The 18,649-nt window shown below is 57.4% G+C and carries 18 protein-coding genes; 15 read left to right on the top strand and 3 right to left on the bottom strand.

Features of this window, described 5'->3' with window-relative positions; genetic code table 11:
- Nucleotides 1-51: 51 nt before the first annotated feature.
- The 3 genes from ACO54Z_RS01010 to ACO54Z_RS01000 are packed head-to-tail and all read right to left on the bottom strand — an operon-like array spanning nucleotide 52 to nucleotide 3,318.
- Nucleotides 52-1,008: a hypothetical protein gene (locus ACO54Z_RS01010; protein ID WP_485995342.1), complete on the bottom strand. Its 957-nt coding sequence runs from the start codon at nucleotides 1,006-1,008 to the stop codon at nucleotides 52-54.
- Entirely contained in the window at nucleotides 905-2,641 is a 1,737-nt protein-coding gene (locus ACO54Z_RS01005; protein WP_485995341.1) for a hypothetical protein, read from the bottom strand. Before ACO54Z_RS01005 ends, ACO54Z_RS01010 begins: the two co-directional genes overlap by 104 nt.
- Nucleotides 2,642-2,697: 56 nt before the next feature.
- Nucleotides 2,698-3,318: a hypothetical protein gene (locus ACO54Z_RS01000; protein ID WP_485995340.1), complete on the bottom strand. Its 621-nt coding sequence runs from the start codon at nucleotides 3,316-3,318 to the stop codon at nucleotides 2,698-2,700.
- Between the two features lie 545 nt (nucleotides 3,319-3,863).
- Between ACO54Z_RS01000 and ACO54Z_RS00995 the strand changes: the two genes are divergently transcribed.
- The 15 genes from ACO54Z_RS00995 (at nucleotide 3,864) to ACO54Z_RS00925 (ending at nucleotide 18,589) form a co-directional block, all read left to right on the top strand.
- Nucleotides 3,864-6,014: a type I secretion system permease/ATPase gene (locus ACO54Z_RS00995; protein ID WP_485995339.1), complete on the top strand. Its 2,151-nt coding sequence runs from the start codon at nucleotides 3,864-3,866 to the stop codon at nucleotides 6,012-6,014.
- A gap of 62 nt (nucleotides 6,015-6,076) precedes the next feature.
- Complete coding sequence (locus ACO54Z_RS00990; protein ID WP_485995338.1) at nucleotides 6,077-7,510, top strand: HlyD family type I secretion periplasmic adaptor subunit; 1,434 nt, start codon at nucleotides 6,077-6,079, stop codon at nucleotides 7,508-7,510.
- Between the two features lie 2 nt (nucleotides 7,511-7,512).
- Complete coding sequence (locus ACO54Z_RS00985; RefSeq protein ID WP_485995337.1) at nucleotides 7,513-8,871, top strand: TolC family outer membrane protein; 1,359 nt, start codon at nucleotides 7,513-7,515, stop codon at nucleotides 8,869-8,871.
- Between the two features lie 71 nt (nucleotides 8,872-8,942).
- Nucleotides 8,943-9,653 carry a methyltransferase domain-containing protein gene (locus ACO54Z_RS00980; protein ID WP_485995336.1) on the top strand — a complete coding sequence of 237 codons (711 nt, stop codon included), beginning with the start codon at nucleotides 8,943-8,945 and terminating at the stop codon, nucleotides 9,651-9,653.
- 93 nt (nucleotides 9,654-9,746) lie between these two features.
- Complete coding sequence (gene cmoB / locus ACO54Z_RS00975) at nucleotides 9,747-10,703, top strand: tRNA 5-methoxyuridine(34)/uridine 5-oxyacetic acid(34) synthase CmoB (RefSeq protein ID WP_485995335.1); 957 nt, start codon at nucleotides 9,747-9,749, stop codon at nucleotides 10,701-10,703.
- A gap of 102 nt (nucleotides 10,704-10,805) precedes the next feature.
- On the top strand, nucleotides 10,806-11,207 hold the full coding sequence (locus tag ACO54Z_RS00970) for a DUF350 domain-containing protein (protein WP_298079447.1): 402 nt from the start codon (nucleotides 10,806-10,808) through the stop codon (nucleotides 11,205-11,207).
- 12 nt (nucleotides 11,208-11,219) lie between these two features.
- Nucleotides 11,220-12,218, top strand: coding sequence for an SPFH domain-containing protein (locus tag ACO54Z_RS00965; protein ID WP_485995334.1), 999 nt, complete (start codon nucleotides 11,220-11,222; stop codon nucleotides 12,216-12,218).
- A 58-nt stretch (nucleotides 12,219-12,276) separates the two neighbouring features.
- Nucleotides 12,277-13,698 (top strand): DUF4178 domain-containing protein, encoded by a 1,422-nt coding sequence (locus tag ACO54Z_RS00960; RefSeq protein ID WP_485995333.1) that lies wholly within the window; start codon nucleotides 12,277-12,279, stop codon nucleotides 13,696-13,698.
- A gap of 12 nt (nucleotides 13,699-13,710) precedes the next feature.
- Nucleotides 13,711-13,878 (top strand): hypothetical protein, encoded by a 168-nt coding sequence (locus ACO54Z_RS00955; RefSeq protein WP_485995332.1) that lies wholly within the window; start codon nucleotides 13,711-13,713, stop codon nucleotides 13,876-13,878.
- Between the two features lie 64 nt (nucleotides 13,879-13,942).
- Nucleotides 13,943-14,302: an adenosylmethionine decarboxylase gene (gene speD / locus ACO54Z_RS00950; RefSeq protein ID WP_485995331.1), complete on the top strand. Its 360-nt coding sequence runs from the start codon at nucleotides 13,943-13,945 to the stop codon at nucleotides 14,300-14,302.
- A 121-nt stretch (nucleotides 14,303-14,423) separates the two neighbouring features.
- Complete coding sequence (locus tag ACO54Z_RS00945; protein WP_485995330.1) at nucleotides 14,424-15,305, top strand: metal ABC transporter substrate-binding protein; 882 nt, start codon at nucleotides 14,424-14,426, stop codon at nucleotides 15,303-15,305.
- A complete protein-coding gene (locus tag ACO54Z_RS00940) occupies nucleotides 15,289-16,122 on the top strand; it encodes a metal ABC transporter ATP-binding protein (RefSeq protein ID WP_485995329.1) in 834 nt (277 codons plus the stop codon). The genes ACO54Z_RS00945 and ACO54Z_RS00940 overlap by 17 nt, the downstream gene beginning before the upstream one ends.
- Complete coding sequence (locus tag ACO54Z_RS00935) at nucleotides 16,119-16,958, top strand: metal ABC transporter permease (protein ID WP_485995328.1); 840 nt, start codon at nucleotides 16,119-16,121, stop codon at nucleotides 16,956-16,958. Before ACO54Z_RS00940 ends, ACO54Z_RS00935 begins: the two co-directional genes overlap by 4 nt.
- A complete protein-coding gene (locus ACO54Z_RS00930) occupies nucleotides 16,942-17,757 on the top strand; it encodes a metal ABC transporter permease (protein WP_485995327.1) in 816 nt (271 codons plus the stop codon). Before ACO54Z_RS00935 ends, ACO54Z_RS00930 begins: the two co-directional genes overlap by 17 nt.
- A gap of 88 nt (nucleotides 17,758-17,845) precedes the next feature.
- Complete coding sequence (locus ACO54Z_RS00925) at nucleotides 17,846-18,589, top strand: transferrin-binding protein-like solute binding protein (RefSeq protein WP_298081457.1); 744 nt, start codon at nucleotides 17,846-17,848, stop codon at nucleotides 18,587-18,589.
- The last annotated feature ends 60 nt before the right edge of the window (nucleotides 18,590-18,649 follow it).

The following is an 18,649-nucleotide window of genomic DNA, read 5'->3' as shown; positions in this document are numbered from 1 at the left end:
GAGTTTGTATTGTTTGCCATAACAGTTCACCTCTTTTGAGAATATACATACTTAATCTTTTGCCTGAAAATCCAGAACAAAATTTATAGTTTTATCCTGGATCTCCTTCCACAGGAAAAGATTTTGTCTTAGATACATCATAGAAATACGGATTTTCATAGGCGGGGGAAAATTAAAGTCATGTGTACAAGATGGAGATTTTATATTCCTATTTGAACATTCGATGATGGTTTGCACGTTTCCCTGTTCGTCCCTGAAGACAAACATATCTTTAGCACGCCAATGTTCTCGAAGTGGACGCTGTGTTTTAGGATCTGTTCCCCCATTTATGTAAAGGGCCAATCCATATATCTCCTTGCTAGTATTGACATATGGTATCGATGCCATTTTCGCTAAATGTAAGCTGCTATCAAAATAATCATCTAAAGCGTGCGGATTGGTTCCATAGCGGGAACCCGCGCTGATATTGATGGAAACCCAATCGTCTCCTCCCCGTCTGCGCTCAGAATCGTATTCCTGGCGTAAAGTGGGATCATTCCTGTCATAAAGCACAGAATCATGATTGCGGAAATCGAATCCCAAAGACTCAATAATGGATTGATAACTGCGTGTGGGCGGGTCGTAGGTACGCAATTTTTCCGGATCAAAACCGGGTGAATCATCGTATTCCACAAGCTCGACTATCGAAGGCGGCAAGTTAACCGGGACGCCGCCGAGGTTGCCAATGATGTAGGGTTGGCCGTATTTGTCCTTCGGCGCATCGTCAGGTTGTTGACTTGCCGCACCGTGCATGGCGCGGGCAAGGTTGCCCATGTCTTCGGCGGTGATATTCGGCATCCCGTCGGAAGCAGTGTTCTCCGCTTGTGTGACGCTTGCTGCTGCCTGCGCTGCGGGTTTTGCCGTTTTATCCGACTGCGGTTTGTCGCAAGCAACAAGCAGGGTAAAGAAGACAAGGCTCAGGGCGAAGAGCAGAGGTTTGCGGATAGTATCGGCGGGTTCGGCTGTCATGCGAAGCCCTTGAATGTTGATTATTTCGGTAAATCCACGTGTTGTTATGTGGGGTTTGTGTTGCATTTTGGGGAAACTGTACGCTTTTGTTACAGCCTTGTAAAGCGTTTAAGCGGTCTTTTTCGGCGTATTCGTGGCAAGGCTTGCCGGGCGTCATTGCTGTGTTTTCGTGGCGCAGCGTCAACTGCTCTTCTTTGGTAGCGGCGTTTTTGTATTGCTGCAATGCTTCCGCGAGTTCGGGTGATTGTGCCGCCGCTTCGCGCAGGTCGCGCACGCGACCGCTGCCGCGCAGGTTCGGCGCCTGCTGCTGTTCGTCGGTGAGTGACACGCTGTCACTGAAGCGGCTGTGGAAAGGGTCGGCGGCGAGATTGAGGTCGCCCATCTGTTTTTCGTTGCCGTCGCTGTCGGTGTAAGTGCCTTCTTCGGCGAGGCTGTTGCCGTTGCCCAAATCGCGGTCGGTATTCTTGTTGGCGAGGTTGAGCGCCTTGACCTTTGCCTCATTGAGGGTGAGCAGCTCGCCTTCTTGGCTGATGCCATCCTGGTTGAGGTCGCGCCAGACGCGCAGGTGGGCAAAGGCGCTATCGGCGGCATCTACTTTGCCATCGCCGTTATCATCAAGATCGGCCAATGCCTGATAGCCATTGGTGGCACGTTCGCCGTTTTTGAGCAGGGTGTTATCGCCGAAAAGCTCGCCGCCGTTATTGACGACGCCATCGCCATTGCGGTCATAAACGAGGAAACCATCATCCTTGCTGACCCAGCCGGTAGCGAAACGGATGCCGTTTTTGTCGTGATCAAAGAGCGCGCCTTTATGACCGTTGCTGGCAACGGTTTCGATACCGTCGCCATCAAGGTCTAAGGTGAGGGGGTCGTATTGGCGGATGAGCATGTCGCGGAAGAGGCCAAACCAGTCGCCACGAGCTGTGTTGAACCAGTTAATAGGATCTTTGAAGAATGGGGGAATTTTGTCCCAAAGTTGTGAAAACTTATCTCGATATTCACCAAATTTAGGATTGTCTTTTAAATCATTATATAGTTCTTCTATGGAATAATTATTGGGAAAATAAAATCTATTTATATATCTCCCGTGATAAAATATTCCTTTTGGGTCAGGATCTGTGAAATAATCCTCAACATAAATTGGTTTATTATGGTTGTTTTGTAGTTGCTCTAAGAAGTCTCCTGTATTCGCTATGCTTGCAGGAAAAGCTGAAGGAGTTCCTTGAAATTGTGTTTCTGCCATACCAGCGTGAGCTAGTGCTTGACCCACAAAATCAATACAACTATTGGAAGCAACATTGTAGTTTGGATGAAAATATTGAATATTCCCATTTGCGGCCAAATTTGGATATTCTCTCAACCTATCATATTGCTCTCTAGTTATCCTTGTAGTCATAGAAGTAATACGGTGAGCTTCATCAGGTATATAATTAACATTGTCATTATTGACCAAATTATTATCACCACCTTCTCCTTTAGTTGTTCCAGTAGACCAACCATGACTTTCATCAGGTTCACTAGGATTTGACGAATGTAATTCGTACCACATATGACCTGTACTTGAAGTACCGCCTCCTGCCAAGGCGGTTCCAATTGGAGCAAATTTAATAGTAACAGTATAATACTCGCTCATAAAACAACTCCTTCAAAATACTAAATTTAAAGCACACTCACCTTGTTATAAATAACTTAATGGATAAGTGTGTCCACGTGTATTCCGATAAAAGTTTCTATATCTCTAAACGTAGGTGTATACAAACTTTTATCTTCTATAATAAAATGATACTTTCCTCTAGGCAAAGTTAGATAGTCATAATTTGTTGAAAAAGCCAAATCATCAGGATTATTAACGTTACTACCATAAACCTCATAGACCCGACTTTTATTGCTATACTCCTTTTGAAAGAAAAGAATAGGTTCCCCCTTTTTATTGAACTTATAACCAAAAACCTTGAACCTATAAAATTCTCTATGATCTGCGCTAGTTAGACCAACAAATGCACGTTGAAAATTATTGTTCTCTTCATTAATCCTCCTATGTCCTTCTTTACTTCTGTTAAATAATTTTAAGTTTCCCTTGTTAAATTTTATGCGCATAGAAATATAATATTTATGCTCTACGTAATTTAAAAAATCTATTTCAACAATTCTGTTTTTTCCCAATGGAAAATCTACATATACCGGTCGCAAAAATGTCCCCAATATTGTTTTACGAGCAAACTCGCAGCTTGCCAAAAAAAACAATATTAAAATTGCAAGTAAGAACCAAACCATTGTTCTTTTAATCCAAAAAAATTTTATACTAGCCATCTTCAGCCCTAAAATTACAAACGCTCTACATAATTCCTCAATGTTAATTTCTTAGTATAGATTGAATCCAGAGCCATCTACCTAAATAATTAATTTACAGAAACATACTACAACCTTGCCACTAGAGTAACTCTCATCTATCCTCCATGCCGCTCAACACCTCCTTTCTTCACGCTCCAATCCGCCAAAATCCCTGCAACTATGCGGATTACGGAAAATTATGTCCATGCAGCAATCTTTGCGTTTTTTCACAATATTGTTCATCTTCCCGCTGCAAGCAGGTACACCAACCGTTATTCGGTGCATACCGTTTTTCAAGATAGTTCACCCTGCCGCTACCGAAAAAATACGCCATCCTCGAACTTATCCATACTGTAACCAATTCTATCAATCCTCAAAATCCCATTTGTTTACAGTAAAATATTCACCGAAACACCCCGCAACCCCGCCCACTTCCGCCTCCCGTCATTTGACTTCGCCGTCCGTCGCTGCAAGAATCCACTATATCTTAACTGTTTGTTTCTTTTCCTTCATCTTTCCTGCATATGGATACGTCCCCCGTTAGTGCTGCTGTTGCTTCTACCATTCCCTCTAATGCCCCGCTGGCATTGAATGCCTTGCTGATTATGGCGCACGTGCATGGGGTGGCAGCGAGTGGCGAGGATTTGTTGCACCGCTTTTCTGCCAATGGCAAGGATTTGAATCAGGAGGAGTGGTTATTGGCGGCGCGTTATCTTGGTTTGAAGGTGCGCGCCGTTTCCCGTTCTATATCCAGATTGCATTTGCTTTCTTTGCCTGCGGTGGTATGGCAGCCGGACGGGCAGCATTTTATTTTGGCGCGGGTGGATGACGGCCAGTTTTTGATTCAGGATTTGGCGGCGGGCAAGCCGCTTTTGTTGTCTTTGGCGGATTTTTCGGCGCGCTTTTCCGGGCAGTTGATTTTGGTCGCCTCACGCGCATCAATCTTAGGCTCTCTCGCCAAGTTTGATTTCACCTGGTTTATTCCGGCGGTGATTAAGTACCGCCGGATTTTTTTGGAGGTGTTGGCGGTATCGATTGTCTTGCAGTTGTTCGCGCTGATTACGCCGCTCTTTTTTCAGGTGGTGATGGACAAGGTGCTGGTGCATCGCGGCTTCAGTACGCTCGATGTGATTGCCGTCGCTTTTGTGGTGGTGACGTTGTTTGAGGTGGTACTGGGCGGGCTGCGTTCTTATGTGTTTGCGCATACCACCAGCCGCATTGATGTGGAGCTGGGCGCGCGGCTTTACCGCCATTTGTTGCAGTTGCCGATCAGTTATTTTGAGCAGCGCCGTGTCGGCGATACGGTGGCGCGGGTGCGCGAGCTGGAGCAGATTCGCAATTTTCTCACCGGGCAGGCGCTGACTTCGGTGCTGGATTTGCTCTTTTCGTTCATTTTTATTGCGGTGATGTGGTTTTACAGCGGCTGGCTGACGCTGATTGTGGTGGTGTCGCTGCCGGTGTATGCCGCCTGGTCGGCGCTGATTACGCCGGTGTTGCGCGCACGGCTGAACGAGAAGTTTGCCCGCTATGCGGATAATCAGTCTTTTTTGGTGGAGTCGGTGTCGGCGCTGGGGACGATCAAGTCAATGGCAGTTGAGCCGCAGATGACGCGGCGCTGGGACAAGCAGATGGCGAGTTATGTGCAGACGGGTTTCCGCGTGACCAAGCTCGCTACCATCGGCCAGCAGGGGATTCAGCTCATTCAAAAGTCGGTAACGATCGCTACTTTGTATTTTGGCGCGAAGCTGGTGATTGAAGGCAAGATGACGGTGGGACAGTTGATTGCTTTTAATATGTTGGCCGGGCAGGTAGCGGCTCCGGTGATACGCCTCGCGCAGTTGTGGCAGGATTTTCAGCAGGTCGGGATTTCGGTGGCACGGCTTGGTGATATTTTGAATACGCCGACGGAAAATCCTTCTTCCCGCCTTAATTTGCCGGAGATTCGTGGCGATATTGCTTTTGACCATGTGCAGTTCCGCTATCGCCCGGATGGGCAGTTGGTATTGCCGGATTTGAGTGTGCAGTTCCGCGCCGGTGAGGTGATTGGTATTGTCGGCCGTTCCGGTTCGGGCAAGAGTACGCTGACCAAGCTGGTGCAGCGGCTGTATGTGCCAGAGCAGGGACGGGTGTTGATTGACGGCAATGATTTGGCGCTGGCTGATCCGGCTTGGTTACGACGGCAGGTGGGGGTGGTGTTGCAGGAGAATGTGCTGATGAACGCCAGCGTGCGCGACAATATCGCCCTTTCTGATCCGGGGATGCCGCTGGAGCGGGTGATTCAGGCGGCGCAACTGGCCGGGGCGCATGATTTTATTATGGAGCTGCGCGAGGGTTATGACACTATGGTCGGTGAACAAGGCGCAGGGCTTTCCGGCGGGCAGCGGCAGCGTATTGCCATCGCCCGCGCGCTGGTAACGAATCCGCGTATTTTGATTTTGGATGAAGCGACGAGTGCGCTGGATTATGAGTCGGAACGCGCCATCATGGCGAACATGGATGCCATCTGCCGCGACCGCACCGTGTTGATTATCGCGCACCGCCTTTCTACTGTGCGCCGCGCGCATCGCATCATTGCGATGGATAAGGGACGAATCATCGAGGAAGGCACGCATGAGGAGCTGCTCAAACGCGAGCAGGGGTATTACCGCTATTTGTACCAGTTGCAGAATGGGTGATACATATATATATGTATCCCGCGTGAAGAAGCACAACGATAAACGAAACAGGAGCGTCATAAATGGGCATCCGCAAAGAAGCATGGAGCGACCTGCTCAAGCGTTACCTCACCGTGTGGCGTAACGTCTGGGCGGTGCGCAAGGAATTAGAACCACCCAAGCGCGACCGCCACGAGCGTGATTTTCTCCCCGCGCATCTTGAACTCACCGAAACCCCTGTCTCGCCGCTGCCCCAATGGACGGCGCGGCTGATTATGCTCTTTGCCGTACTCGCTTTAGTTTGGGCGTGGTTTGGCCAGCTCGATATCGTCGCTGTCGCCCAAGGCAAAACCGAGCCGGGCGGACAGAGCAAAGTGGTTCAGCCGCTGGAGACGGCGGAAGTGAAGGTCATCCATGTGCGCGACGGGCAACACGTTGAGGCGGGCGAAACCCTGCTCGAACTGCGAGCGGTCGGTAGCGATGCCGATGTAACCCAATCAGAAAAAGCGTTGCACGCGGCGCAACTCGCCAAATGGCGCAATGAAGCACTGCTTGCCGCACTCGACCACAACCGCCCGCCGCAGATGAACAAAGCCGCCGCCTTACAGGCGGGCATTGATGAAGCCGATTTCTTGCAGGCGCAGCTATTGGTGAGCAACCAGTATCAGGCATGGGCAGCGCAAGACCAGCAAATCCGCGCCCGCATCCGCCAGCATGAAGCCGAGGCGCGTGTGGTCAATGCCGAAATTGACAAACTCGCCAACCTCGGCAGCATCGAAAGCAAGCGCACCAGCGATCTGGGCAAACTGGTCAAACAAAATTTCATCTCCAACCACGCCTACCTTGAGCAAAAAAGCAAGCTGATCGAAAACCAGAACGACCTCAAGAGCAAACGCAACCAGCGCGAACAAATCAAGGCGGCGATAGACGAGGCGAAAGACAGCCGCGCCGTCAATACCCAGACCATCCGCCGCGACACATTGGACGCCCTGCGCCAGGCGGACGAACAAAGCGCACAACTGCGCGCCCAGCTGGACAAGGTGCAACAGCGGCAACGGCTGATGCGTCTCGCTGCCCCGGTCAGCGGCACCGTACAACAACTGGCGACGCATACCATCGGCGGCGTGGTAACTGCGGCGCAGCCGCTCTTGGTCATCGTCCCCGACGACTACCAGCTGAACGTCAAAGCGCTCATCCTCAACAAAGACATCGGCTTCGTCCGCCAGGGACAAGAAGCCGTTATCAAAATCGAAGCCTTCCCCTACACCCGCTATGGCTACCTCACCGGCAAAGTACAAACCATCAGCTACGACGCTATCGAAAACGAACAACTCGGCCTTGTCTATGCCGCGACCGTCGCCCTTGACCACGACACGCTGAACATCGAAGGCCAGCCGGTGCGCCTCTCCGCCGGGATGAACGTTACCGCCGAAATCAAAACCGGCAAGCGCCGCGTGCTGGATTACCTGTTAAGCCCGCTGCAAACCAAAATCGACGAAAGCCTGCGCCAACGCTGACCATGCCCCGCATCATCCCCGCCCTGCTCATATATATAAGTATCACCGCCAGCGCCTTCGACCTGAACGAAGCCTGGCTTGCTGCGCGCTACCATTCCGCTGAATACGACGCCGCACGCCATGCCCGCGACGCCGCGCAAGAGCCGCAACACCAGGCGAAAGCGCGGCTGCTGCCGCAAGTAAGCGCCAACGCCAACTACACCAACCGCGCCCAGGATAGCTACGACAAATACCGCAGCCACGGCTGGAACGCGCAAATCAGCCAGCCGCTGTTTGATGGCCCGCGCTGGCGGCAGTACCAGGCCGAACAAATCACCGCCCGCCTGGGCGACAGCCAACTGGACAACACCGCAAGCGAACTGATGCTCGAAACCGGCAAAGCCTATCTCGACATCCTTACCGCGCAGGACAAACTCACCGCCGTTGCCGCCGAAAAAACCGCCTACCGCGCGCAAATCGCGCAGGCAAAAGGCCTGTTTGACTCCGGTGAAGCAACCATCATCGACACCTACGAAGCCCAGGCCGGACTCGATGCCGCCAACGCCAAAGAAATCCGCCTGCGCACCGAACTTGTCACCGCGCAAAACCGCCTCGCCAACCTCACCGGGCTCGCCCCTGACCACGCCGAAGCCATCGCCGACCGTCCCTTGCCCGACCTTGCCGAACGGGAAGACGAAAAAAGCTGGATAAACAAAGCCATCGCCAACAGCGCCGCCGTGCAGAGCCGCCGCCTGCAAGTGGAGAAAAGCGAAGCCGACCGCGCCACCGCGCAAAGCGAACACTGGCCACAACTGAGCCTTAACGTCGGCTACCAGGACAACCGCAACAAAATCGCGCAACATGGCGGCAACCCGAACAGCAACCGCAACCGCGGCGCTTACGTCGGCGTACAATTCACCATCCCCATCTACAGCGGCGGCGAAATCCGCAGCAAAGAAAAACAAAGCCAAGAAATCCTCGCGCAGCGCCAAGCAGAACTCGAAGCCGAGACCGAGCAAATCCGCCTGCAAGTGCGGCAGACCCTCGCCACCCTCCACGGCGAACGGGCGCAAATCGCCGCGCAACAACAACTGCTGCACACCAACACCGCCAAACTCGAATCCACCCGCCTGGGGCGGGAAGTTGGCGTGCGCAACACCATCGACGAAATCAAGGCAGAACAAGAAAAAGCCCAAGCCGAAGAACAACTGGCGGAAGCCAAATACCGCTACATCGCCGCCTGCCTGCAATTGCTGCACCTGACCGGCGAACTGACGCAGGACAGCGGACGCGCCTTTGCGGCACAACTGTTCGCGCCGAGTGCCACAAAACCGGCGGTCAAGCCGAAAACCCCGGCAGTGAAGCGGAAGAAAAAACGCTAAGGGCTGTTTATAATTCGCCCGTCGCCATCAAGGCGACTCCGCCTTCTTGCCACCTTCCCGCTCCACGCCCCATGCCCTACCAACGCGACACCCTCTACGACACTCCGCAAGCCGTGGTCGATTTTCGCTTCGACGAACGCACCGCTGCCGTCTTCCCCGACATGATTCACCGCTCCGTGCCGGGCTACGCCACACTGCTGCAACTCTTCGCTGTCATCGGCGCGGGCTGCGTCCCAGAGCACGGTCACGTTTACGACCTCGGCTGCGCCTTGGGCGGCGCCAGCATCGCCCTGCAACACCACATCCCGAAGAGCGCCACCATTGACGCCATCGACAACGCCCAGGCGATGACCGACCGCCTTGCCGCCTACGTCGCAGGCGCAGGCATCAATAACATCCGCGTCCGGCAAGCCGACATCACCACCCTCGACTACCGCCCGGCGGACCTCATCATCATGGCATTCACCCTGCAATTCATCCCGCCGGAAGCGCGCGACGCGCTGCTCCTCCGCCTGCGCCAAACCCTGCGCCCCGGCGGTGCGCTACTGCTTGCGGAAAAAACCCGCCCGGATGACGACCGCCTGCGCCAGTGGCACGAAGCCTTCAAGGCGGCGCAAGGCTACTCGCAAATGGCGATTGCGCAAAAACGCGAATCGCTGGAGCGCGTCATGCAAACCGACCGCGCCGCTACCCTCGAACACCGCCTGCAACAGGCCGGATTTACCCGCATCGAACCTTGCTTTCGCGCCCTGCAATTCTGCGGCTGGGTAGCGAGCGTCTGAAAACCGCCCGTAGGGTGGTGCTTGCCCCACTGAAGAAAACCACTAATGATGAGGGTGGGTCAAGACCCACCTACAACCATGAGTTTCGCGACCATGCCCCACCTCGCCCCCGCTCTTGCCCAATGGCAACACGCCCTCGCTCTGAAACCCGCGCTGGCCGCGCAGGATGATGCGGTGCGCGCCGCTCTTGCCCGCGCCACCCCGCACGGCCATTTTGCCGACTGGCTCGCTACCGTCGCCGCGCTGCCGTCGTCTGAAACCCAACAGATTGATCTGCAAAGCGCTGCCGTGAGCGCAAGCGGCGACACGTTGCCCAATCTCGAAGCGGGATTGCGCGCATTGCAACCCTGGCGCAAAGGGCCGTTTGACCTCTACGGCGTCCACATCGACAGCGAATGGCGCAGCGACCTCAAGTTCGCGCGGCTGCTCGCCGCCGGGGTGGATTTCACCGGTAAACACGTGCTCGATGTTGGCTGCGGCAACGGCTACTACAGCTACCGCGCGCTTGGTGCGGGGGCAAAAATGGCGCTCGGCCTCGACCCCTCCTGGCATTACTTCGCGCAATTCCTCGCGCTGGAACGGCTGCTCGGCAGGCAGCGCTGCGCGTATCTGCCGCTGACGCTGGACGACTGCGCGCCGACGGCCTTTGATCTCGCGCTGTCGATGGGCGTGCTGTACCACCGCCGCGAGCCGCTGCAACATCTGGCGCAATTGCACGACACCCTGCGCGACGGTGGTCGCCTCGTGCTGGAAACGCTGGTGGTGGACGGCGACGCGCAAACGGTGCTGATGCCGCCCGACCGCTATGCGGGAATGCGCAACGTCTGGTTCCTGCCGAGTATCGCCGCGTTGCACCGCTGGTTGGCGCGCCTCGGCTTTACCGTTGAACACAGCGGCGCGCCAGTCGCGACCACTGTCGCAGAGCAGCGCGCCACCGACTGGATTGACCGCTTTTCGCTGGCCGATTTCATGAATGCTGATTTCAGCGCGACGGTGGAAGGACTGCCGCCGCCACAGCGCGTCATCATCGTCGCGCGCAAGGGGCGATAGCTATCCGTTTACATACATCTTCCCCGCCTGGATGTATGTAAAAACCTTCCGCCAGTCCTCCGTTATAATCCCCGCATCTTCATCGTTTGAAAGGAGCTTTCCATGCACATTTCTCCAGGTGAGTACTGGCTTTATTTGCAGTACATGGCGCTGGCGGTGGCGATGGTGTTCGTCTTCGCCGCCGTGTATTTGCACTGCACCCCGCCCGCCGAGTTGCGTCTCATCCGCCGCGAGGGCAATGTCGCCTGCGCCTTGTCCTTTGGCGGCGCGCTCATTGGTTTTTGTCTGGCGCTTGCCGCCAGCATCCGCCTGAGTGTCAGCCCGCCCGATTTTGTCCTCTGGGGCGTCATCGCGGCGGTCATCCAGATTTTGGTCTATTTCGTCGCCACCCGTTTTGTCAAAGACGCGGGCGGCGAGCTCGCGCGCAACAATGTTGCCGTCGGCGCGTTTTTGGGCGCGGTGTCGGTGTCGATTGGCCTGCTCAATGCGGCCTGTTTGAGTTAGTGGAGGTTTGTTATGTTCGGTTTTTTGCGCAAGCAGTTTATTGATGTCATCGAGTGGCCGAATCCGGGCGAGGACACGCTGATGTGGCGATTCCCCGCCCAGGATCAGGAAATTCAGTCGGGCGCGACGCTGGTCGTGCGCGAGTCGCAGCAGGCGCTGTTTGTTGATGAGGGCAAGACGGCCGATATGTTCGGCGCGGGTACGCATTTGCTGACCACGCAGACGCTGCCGCTGCTCACCAACCTCAAGAATTGGGACAAATTCTTCGCCTCGCCGTTCAAATCCGATGTGTATTTTTTCAATTTGCGCCAGCAACTGGGGCGGCGTTGGGGGACGGCGCAACCCGTGACGGTGCGCGACAGCGAGTTTGGCGCGGTGCAACTGCGCGCTTTCGGGATGTACGACTACCGCATCAGCGACCCCGCCAAGTTGTTCAGCGAAGTGACGGGCGTCGCCGCCGACTACAGCCGCGAGCAGCTCGACGAGCCGCTGCGCAACGTGGTGATGACGCGGCTTGCCAGCGTCTTCGGCTCATCCGGCATCGCCTTCCTCGACATGGCAGCGAACCAGGTATTGCTGTCGCAGAAAATGGCGGAGCTGCTCGCCCCCGATTTCGCCCGCCTCGGTCTTGCGCTGGAGCGCTTCAGCGTCGAAAGCGTCACCCTGCCGGAGGCGATTCAGAAGGCGCTGGACGAACGCATCTCGATGGGCGTCGTCGGCGATTTGAACCGCTACACCCAGTATCAGGCGGCGTCCGCCATCCCGCTTGCCGCACAGAACGAGGGCGGACTGGCCGGGGTCGGCGCGGGCGTCGGCGTCGGCGCGGCGATTGGCCAGGCAATGGCGGGCGCGATGACACCCGGCGCCAACAATGCCGCCGCCGCACCTGCGGCAGGCAACGACCCGCAGACGCGTCTCACCCAACTGAAAGCCTTGCTCGACCAGGGGCTGATAACCGCCGCCGATTACGACCAGGCGAAGGCGGAAGTGCTGAAACAACTGATGGGCTGACCACATGGCCGCGCTCTTTCACACCGACTGCCCCAGTTGCGGCGCCCCGGTGCGGAGCATGAGCGCCAGCGCGGTGACGCTGGTGTGCAGCTACTGCCACAGCCTGCTCATCCGCGACGGCGACACCCTCACCGACAGCGGCGAAGACAGCGCGCTGCTCGAAGACTTCAGCCCGCTACAAATCGGCACGGGCGGCGTGTACCACAAACAGCCGTTTACCCTTGTTGGCCGCTTGCAGGCGCGCTACGACGCGGGTGTCTGGAACGAATGGTACCTGCTCTTTGCCGACGGCAGCGACGGCTGGCTGTCCGAATCGGGCGACCAGTACGTGCTGACCCGCCCGGTCGCGCCGGAGCCGCCGCCCGCCTTTGCCAGCCTGCGTGCGGGCAGCAGCCGCTACAACTTCCGCAACAAGGCCTTTCTCGCCGCCGACGTGCGTAACATCACCCTCGACCGCGCCGCCGCCGAAGGCGAATTGCCCTACCGCTTCAGCGGTACCCGGCAAAACCGCGTCGCCGATTTTCGCTACGGCGGCGAATTCCTCACCATCGATTACGCCGACGAGCCGCCGGAAGTGTTCGCCGGCGAAGGCGTGGCGCTTGCCGACCTCAAACTGCAAAACACCCGCAGCGACGCACAAATCCTTGAAACCGCAGGCAAACTGAAAGGCAGCCGCGCGAGCGGCAACTGCCCGCATTGCGGCAGCCCGGTACAGTGGCTAAGCGGCCTGACCGACACCATCCTCTGCCCGTCCTGCGGCAGCGACCTCGCCAGCGACGGCAAAGGGCTGGCATTGCGGCAAAAAAGCGCGCGCCGCGTCATCAGCGAAGACCACACCCTGCCGCTCGGCGCGGAAGCGACCATCCACGGCACGCATTACACCCTCATCGGCGTGGTGCGCAAAATAGAGGTCGGCGAAGGCAGCGGCTGGAGCGAATACCTGCTTTACGCGCCACAGCAAGGCTTCGCCTGGCTGACCGAAACCGATGACGGCGAATGGACATTCGCGCAAACGCTGAACGAATGGCCGCTGCTCGACCGCAACGGCGACCCGCTCGGCAAGGCAAAACTTTACGACTACCAAAGCCGGGTGGAGAGCGCGGCGGGCGCGTTCTACTGGCACATCCAGCCGGGCGACACCCTGCAACATCGCGACTATGGCCGCGAAGACGACAAACTCTGCGCCGAACAGGGCGCAAGCGAACTCAGCTGGAGCCGCAACCTCGCCGTCAGCACCGACCAGGTCGGGCAATGGTTCGGGCGGAAAATCGACGACGGCGCGGCGGCGGGCAAAGGCTCGGTCTTCGCCGTGATGGTCGTCATCTACGTCATCTTCAACATTCCCGCCTGGCTGACGATGGACAGCGACAGCTTCGGCATATCCCTCTTTATCACCCTCGCCGCCATCGTCGGCCTCACCCGCCTCGGCAAACGGGGCGACTGGCACGACGTCCTCAAAGACGACGATGATGACGACTGAACGGAGCCCCGGATGAAACGCAACACCTACTACACCATCGTCGCCAGCGTGCTGATTTTCTGCACCATCATCAACTACGGCATGAGCAACCTCGAAAGCACTGGTGGCACACGCAGCCACAGCGGCGGCTTCTTCGGCAGCGGCGGCGGTGGCTACAGCAGCGGCAGTTGGCATAAATAACGCCACCGCTTTACCCGTTATACATACACAATAGTCGCTACCCTTAATGTAAATGGCTTTACCCATGACCTACGCCCCCGGCAATCACGCCCTGCTTGACCTCTACGGCTGCGATGCCGCCCTGCTTGCCGATACGTCCGCGTTGCAGGCATTGCTCCAGCGCGCGGCCGACGCCGCAGGCGCAACCACGCTCGCCGCGCATTTTCATCATTTCGGCGACGGCATGGGCGTCACCGGCGTGCTGCTGCTCGCCGAGTCGCATCTCAGCATTCACACCTGGCCGGAGCATGGTTTTGCCGCGCTGGATGTGTTTTTGTGTGGCGACGGGCAACTGGAACGCGCCCGCGTCCTTCTCTGCAATGGCTTGCGCGCGGAACGCGCCGATTGGCGGGAATTTCCGCGTGGAATCAGCGTGCCAGGATAATTTTCTGCGATACAGTATTTTACGCAAATAACAGACATTCTCATTTGAAAGCCGAAAACCGTCGGCGTATGATGCGCTCCGGGATCCCGCCAACCCTTTCACACACATTTTGAGGTAAATCATGAAAAATCTGCTCTTTTCCCTGCTTTTTTGTGTCGCTTCGCCGCTGTTCGCGGCAGACGGCAAGCCGTTCACGGTGGTGACGACGTTCACCGTTATCGCCGATATGGCGCAGAATGTCGCCGGTGATGACGCCACGGTACTCTCCATCACCAAGCCCGGCGCGGAAATCCACGACTATGAGCCGACGCCGCAGGATTTGGTCAAGGCGCAGCAGGCCGATTTGGTGCTCTGGAACGGGCTGAATCTGGAGCGTTGGTTTGAGCGTTTCTTCGCCAATGTGAAGGATGTGCCGTCCGTGGTCGTTACCGAAGGCGTCGAGCCGATGTCCATTCATGGCGGCGAGTACGATGGCAAGCCGAATCCGCACGCGTGGATGTCGGTCAGTAATGCCAAGATTTATGTGAAGAATATTGAGGCGGCGCTCGCCAAGCATGACCCGGCGCACGCCGACAATTATCACAAGAACGCCGCCGCTTATCTCGCCAAGCTGGAAGCGATGGATGCGAAGTTGAAGGAGGAAGTGGCGAAAATCCCGCCGGAGCAGCGCTGGCTGGTTTCGAGCGAGGGCGCGTTCAGTTATCTCGCCCGCGATTTGGGTTTCAAGGAAGCCTATTTGTGGCCGATTAATGCCGAGCAGCAAGGCACGCCGCAGCAGGTCAGCGCGCTGATTGAGACGGTGCGCGCCAACAAGATTCCGGTCGTTTTCAGCGAAAGCACGATTTCCGACAAACCGGCGAAGCAGGTGGCGAAGGAGAGTGGCGCGAAATACGGCGGCGTGCTTTATGTGGATTCGCTTTCTGCCGCCGACGGCCCGGTGCCGACGTATCTGGATTTGCTCAAAGTCACGACCGACACGGTGATCAATGGCTTCCAGCACTGACGCGATTACGCTTGACGTTGCGCACGTCAGCGTCACTTATCCGAACGGCCATCAGGCTATCCGCGATGTCAGTTTTTCCCTGCAAGGGCGCACCGTTTGCGCTCTTGTCGGCGTGAACGGCTCCGGCAAATCGACGCTGTTCAACACTATCATGGGCATCATCCGCCCGCAGTCCGGCAGCGTCCGCGTCAATGGCCTGCCGGTGGCGCAGGCGATGCGGCAGAACGGCATTGCCTATGTGCCGCAAAGCGAGAATATCGACTGGCATTTCCCGATTTTGGTGAAAGATGTGGTGATGCTGGGGCGCTACGGCCACATGGGAATGCTGCGCCGTCCGCAGGCGCCCGATCGCGAGGCGGTTGCCGCCGCGATGGAACGCCTCGGCATCAGCGATTTGGCGGCGCGGCAAATCGGCGCGCTTTCCGGCGGGCAGAAAAAGCGGGTATTCCTCGCCCGCGCGCTGGCGCAGCAAAGCCGCATTATCCTGCTCGATGAACCGTTTACCGGGGTCGATGCGAAGACGGAATTTGCGGTGATGGAGCTGCTGAAAACCCTGCGCGACGAGGGCTATCTGATTCTGGTCTCTACCCACAACCTCGGCGCGGTGCCGCAGTATTGCAACGAAGTGGTGCTGATTAACCGCGAACTGATCGCCCACGGCGACATTCATGACATCTACACCGTTGATAATCTGGAGCGCGCCTTCGGCAGCGTGCTGAAAAACATCGGCCTCGGCGAAGTCGCGCCACAAGTGCGCATCGTCAGCGACGACGAACACCCCGCCGTTTTCGTCGGCGACAGGAGCAGCCAGCCATGACCGCCCTGCTCGAACCCCTGCAATATGGTTTCATGGTCAAGGCGCTGATTAGCGCGGCGGCGGTCGGCGGCGTCTGCGCGCTGCTCTCCGTCTATCTCATGCTCAAGGGCTGGTCGCTGATAGGAGACGCGCTCTCGCACGCGGTCGTCCCCGGCGTCGCGCTCGCCTACCTGTGGAAACTACCCTACGCCCTCGGCGCCTTCACCACCGGCATCCTCGCAGCTAGCGCGATGCTCGTGCTGAAACGCCTGCCGATGCTGCGGCAAGACGCCATCATTGGCCTCGTCTTCACCACCTTCTTTGCCGCCGGGCTGTTCATCATTTCCCGCTACCCGACCGGCATCAACCTGCAAGCGGTCATCTACGGCAACATCCTCGGCATCGACGACCGCGACCTCTGGCAAATGCTCGCCATCTGCGCCGTCTCGCTCGCCATCCTCGCCGCCAAATGGCGCGACCTGATGCTCTACTTTTTCGATGACATCCAGGCTGTTACCGCAGGACTGCCCGTCGCCCGCCTGCGCTGGACATTCTTCCTGCTGGTCAGCGCTGCCGTCGTCGCAGCATTACAAACCGTCGGCGCGATACTGGTCATCGCCCTGCTGATTACCCCCGGCGCGACCGCCTTCCTCCTCTGCCGCAGCTTCGGCAAAGTGCTGATTACCGCCTTTATCATCGGCGTCAGTACCGCCGTCATCGGCACCTACGCCAGCTACTTTCTCGACAGCATCACCGGCGCGGTCATCGTCGTCCTGCAAGGCGGCCTGTTCCTCGCCGTCTTCGCCGTCCGCCGCCTGCAACACCTCGCCCACCTGCGCCATGAATCCCGTCCTTGAAGCCCTGCAATACCCCTTCATGCAGCAAGCGCTCGCCATCGCCCTGCTGCTCGCCGTCACCTGCGCCCTGCTCTCCTGCTACATCGTCCACAAAGGCTGGGCGCTGATGGGCGACGCCATCTCGCACGCCGTCCTCCCCGGCATCGTCATCGCCGACAGCCTCGGCCTGCCGCTCATCCTCGGCGCCTTCGCCGCAGGCCTCACCTGCACCCTCGTCACCGGCTGGCTGGAAGCGCGCAGCACCCTGAAAAGCGACACCCTGCTCGGCATCACCTTCGCCACCCTCTTTGCCGCAGGCTTCCTCCTCTACCAAAAAAGCGGCACCGACCAGCACCTCACCCACATCCTCTTTGGCAACCTGCTCGGCATGACGCCCGGCCAGCGCTGGCAAGTCATCGCCATCTGCGCCGCCGTGCTCGCCGTGCTTGCCGTCAAATGGCGCGACTACCTGCTCTACACCTTCGACGAAGCCCAAGCCCGCCTCGCCGGGCTGAACGTCCCCGTGCTGCGCACCAGCCTGCTGGTCATGCTGACCCTGACCGCCATCGGCGCGATGCAGGCGGTCGGCGTCATCCTTGTCGTTGCCATGCTCATCGCCCCCGGCGTCAGCGCGCAGCTTGTGACCCGCCGCTTCCACCATACCCTCATTGTCGCGGTAATACTGTCGGTGGCGGCCACCTGCGGCGGCGTCCTCTTAAGCTACCATCTGGATGCCTCGACTGGCGCCAGCATCGTCCTCTGCCAGTCCGCCGGGTTCGTGTTGATGCTGGCGCTGCGGGCGGTGCTGCGCGGGCGGTAATGCCGCAAATGTGGCAAAGCTGCTTCCCGCCCGGCATAATGCCTGCCGTCGCAACCATGCGACAACATTTCACAACATGGAGCATGACATGAAAACACACACCCTCGGACTTGGTATTGCAACCCTCATCCTGGTCAGCGCTTGCGGCGGTGGCGGTGGCAGTGATTCGCCGAGCGACCCGAAAGCCCCGGACAACCAGGTGACGGGCGCTTATCGCGGCAAGGCATTTGTCGTTGCCAGTGGCAGCCAGCCCGGCAGCATCAATGAAGCAAAAAACGTCGGCAGTGATGCCCTTGCCGTACTCAATGCCAACGGCAAACAGGTCGCGCTGCAAATCCCCGGCGTCATCGCGGGCAGCCTGACCCAGATTAACGGCAACCTCAACTACAACGGCAAGAGCTACAAACTGTTCTATGCCAGCGGCACCAACTACAGAAACAGCAAATTCGGCTATATCAACGACGGCAACGAAGACTACATCTTCAGCCAGGGGCTGCCGACGGCGAATATGCCGAGCAGCGGCAGCGTGCGCTACGCCGGTATCGCCGTGCTGGGCAAAGGCGGTGCGGTTGGCCCGGCACCGGCCAATTTCACCGCCGATTTCGGCCAGAAAACCCTGAGCGCGGACATCACCCCGCTGCAAAACAGCCGCGTCGCCTTCAACCCGATCAAGTTCAACGCGACCATCAACGGCAACAGCTTCAGCACCGGCGATGGCGCCGTACAAAGTACCGGCTACTTCTATGGCGACAATGCACGCGAACTGGGCGGCGTGCTGCACGACAGCTCACAAAGCCTCGGTGGCAGTTTTGGTGCCATCCGCGCCGAGTGAGAGGCCTTACCGAAAACACCATGCAAAGGTTGCGTTCGCGCAGCCTTTTTTATGCGCGGA

Source organism: Cardiobacterium sp. (assembly GCF_057314735.1).
The sequence above is the reverse complement of the archived record's forward strand: the minus strand, read 5'-3'. Positions and strand labels throughout refer to the sequence as shown.

Coding starts and splice junctions, on each gene's coding strand:
- ACO54Z_RS00930 (WP_485995327.1), top strand. CDS start 16,942: ATGAATCCCGTCCTTGAAGCCCTGCAATACCCCTTCATGCAGCAAGCG.
- ACO54Z_RS00990 (WP_485995338.1), top strand. CDS start 6,077: ATGGGCATCCGCAAAGAAGCATGGAGCGACCTGCTCAAGCGTTACCTC.
- ACO54Z_RS00970 (WP_298079447.1), top strand. CDS start 10,806: ATGCACATTTCTCCAGGTGAGTACTGGCTTTATTTGCAGTACATGGCG.
- ACO54Z_RS00945 (WP_485995330.1), top strand. CDS start 14,424: ATGAAAAATCTGCTCTTTTCCCTGCTTTTTTGTGTCGCTTCGCCGCTG.
- ACO54Z_RS00995 (WP_485995339.1), top strand. CDS start 3,864: ATGGATACGTCCCCCGTTAGTGCTGCTGTTGCTTCTACCATTCCCTCT.
- ACO54Z_RS01010 (WP_485995342.1), bottom strand. CDS start 1,008: ATGACAGCCGAACCCGCCGATACTATCCGCAAACCTCTGCTCTTCGCC.
- speD (WP_485995331.1), top strand. CDS start 13,943: ATGACCTACGCCCCCGGCAATCACGCCCTGCTTGACCTCTACGGCTGC.
- ACO54Z_RS01005 (WP_485995341.1), bottom strand. CDS start 2,641: ATGAGCGAGTATTATACTGTTACTATTAAATTTGCTCCAATTGGAACC.
- ACO54Z_RS01000 (WP_485995340.1), bottom strand. CDS start 3,318: ATGGCTAGTATAAAATTTTTTTGGATTAAAAGAACAATGGTTTGGTTC.
- cmoB (WP_485995335.1), top strand. CDS start 9,747: ATGCCCCACCTCGCCCCCGCTCTTGCCCAATGGCAACACGCCCTCGCT.
- ACO54Z_RS00985 (WP_485995337.1), top strand. CDS start 7,513: ATGCCCCGCATCATCCCCGCCCTGCTCATATATATAAGTATCACCGCC.
- ACO54Z_RS00965 (WP_485995334.1), top strand. CDS start 11,220: ATGTTCGGTTTTTTGCGCAAGCAGTTTATTGATGTCATCGAGTGGCCG.
- ACO54Z_RS00940 (WP_485995329.1), top strand. CDS start 15,289: ATGGCTTCCAGCACTGACGCGATTACGCTTGACGTTGCGCACGTCAGC.
- ACO54Z_RS00960 (WP_485995333.1), top strand. CDS start 12,277: ATGAGCGCCAGCGCGGTGACGCTGGTGTGCAGCTACTGCCACAGCCTG.
- ACO54Z_RS00955 (WP_485995332.1), top strand. CDS start 13,711: ATGAAACGCAACACCTACTACACCATCGTCGCCAGCGTGCTGATTTTC.
- ACO54Z_RS00925 (WP_298081457.1), top strand. CDS start 17,846: ATGAAAACACACACCCTCGGACTTGGTATTGCAACCCTCATCCTGGTC.
- ACO54Z_RS00935 (WP_485995328.1), top strand. CDS start 16,119: ATGACCGCCCTGCTCGAACCCCTGCAATATGGTTTCATGGTCAAGGCG.
- ACO54Z_RS00980 (WP_485995336.1), top strand. CDS start 8,943: ATGCCCTACCAACGCGACACCCTCTACGACACTCCGCAAGCCGTGGTC.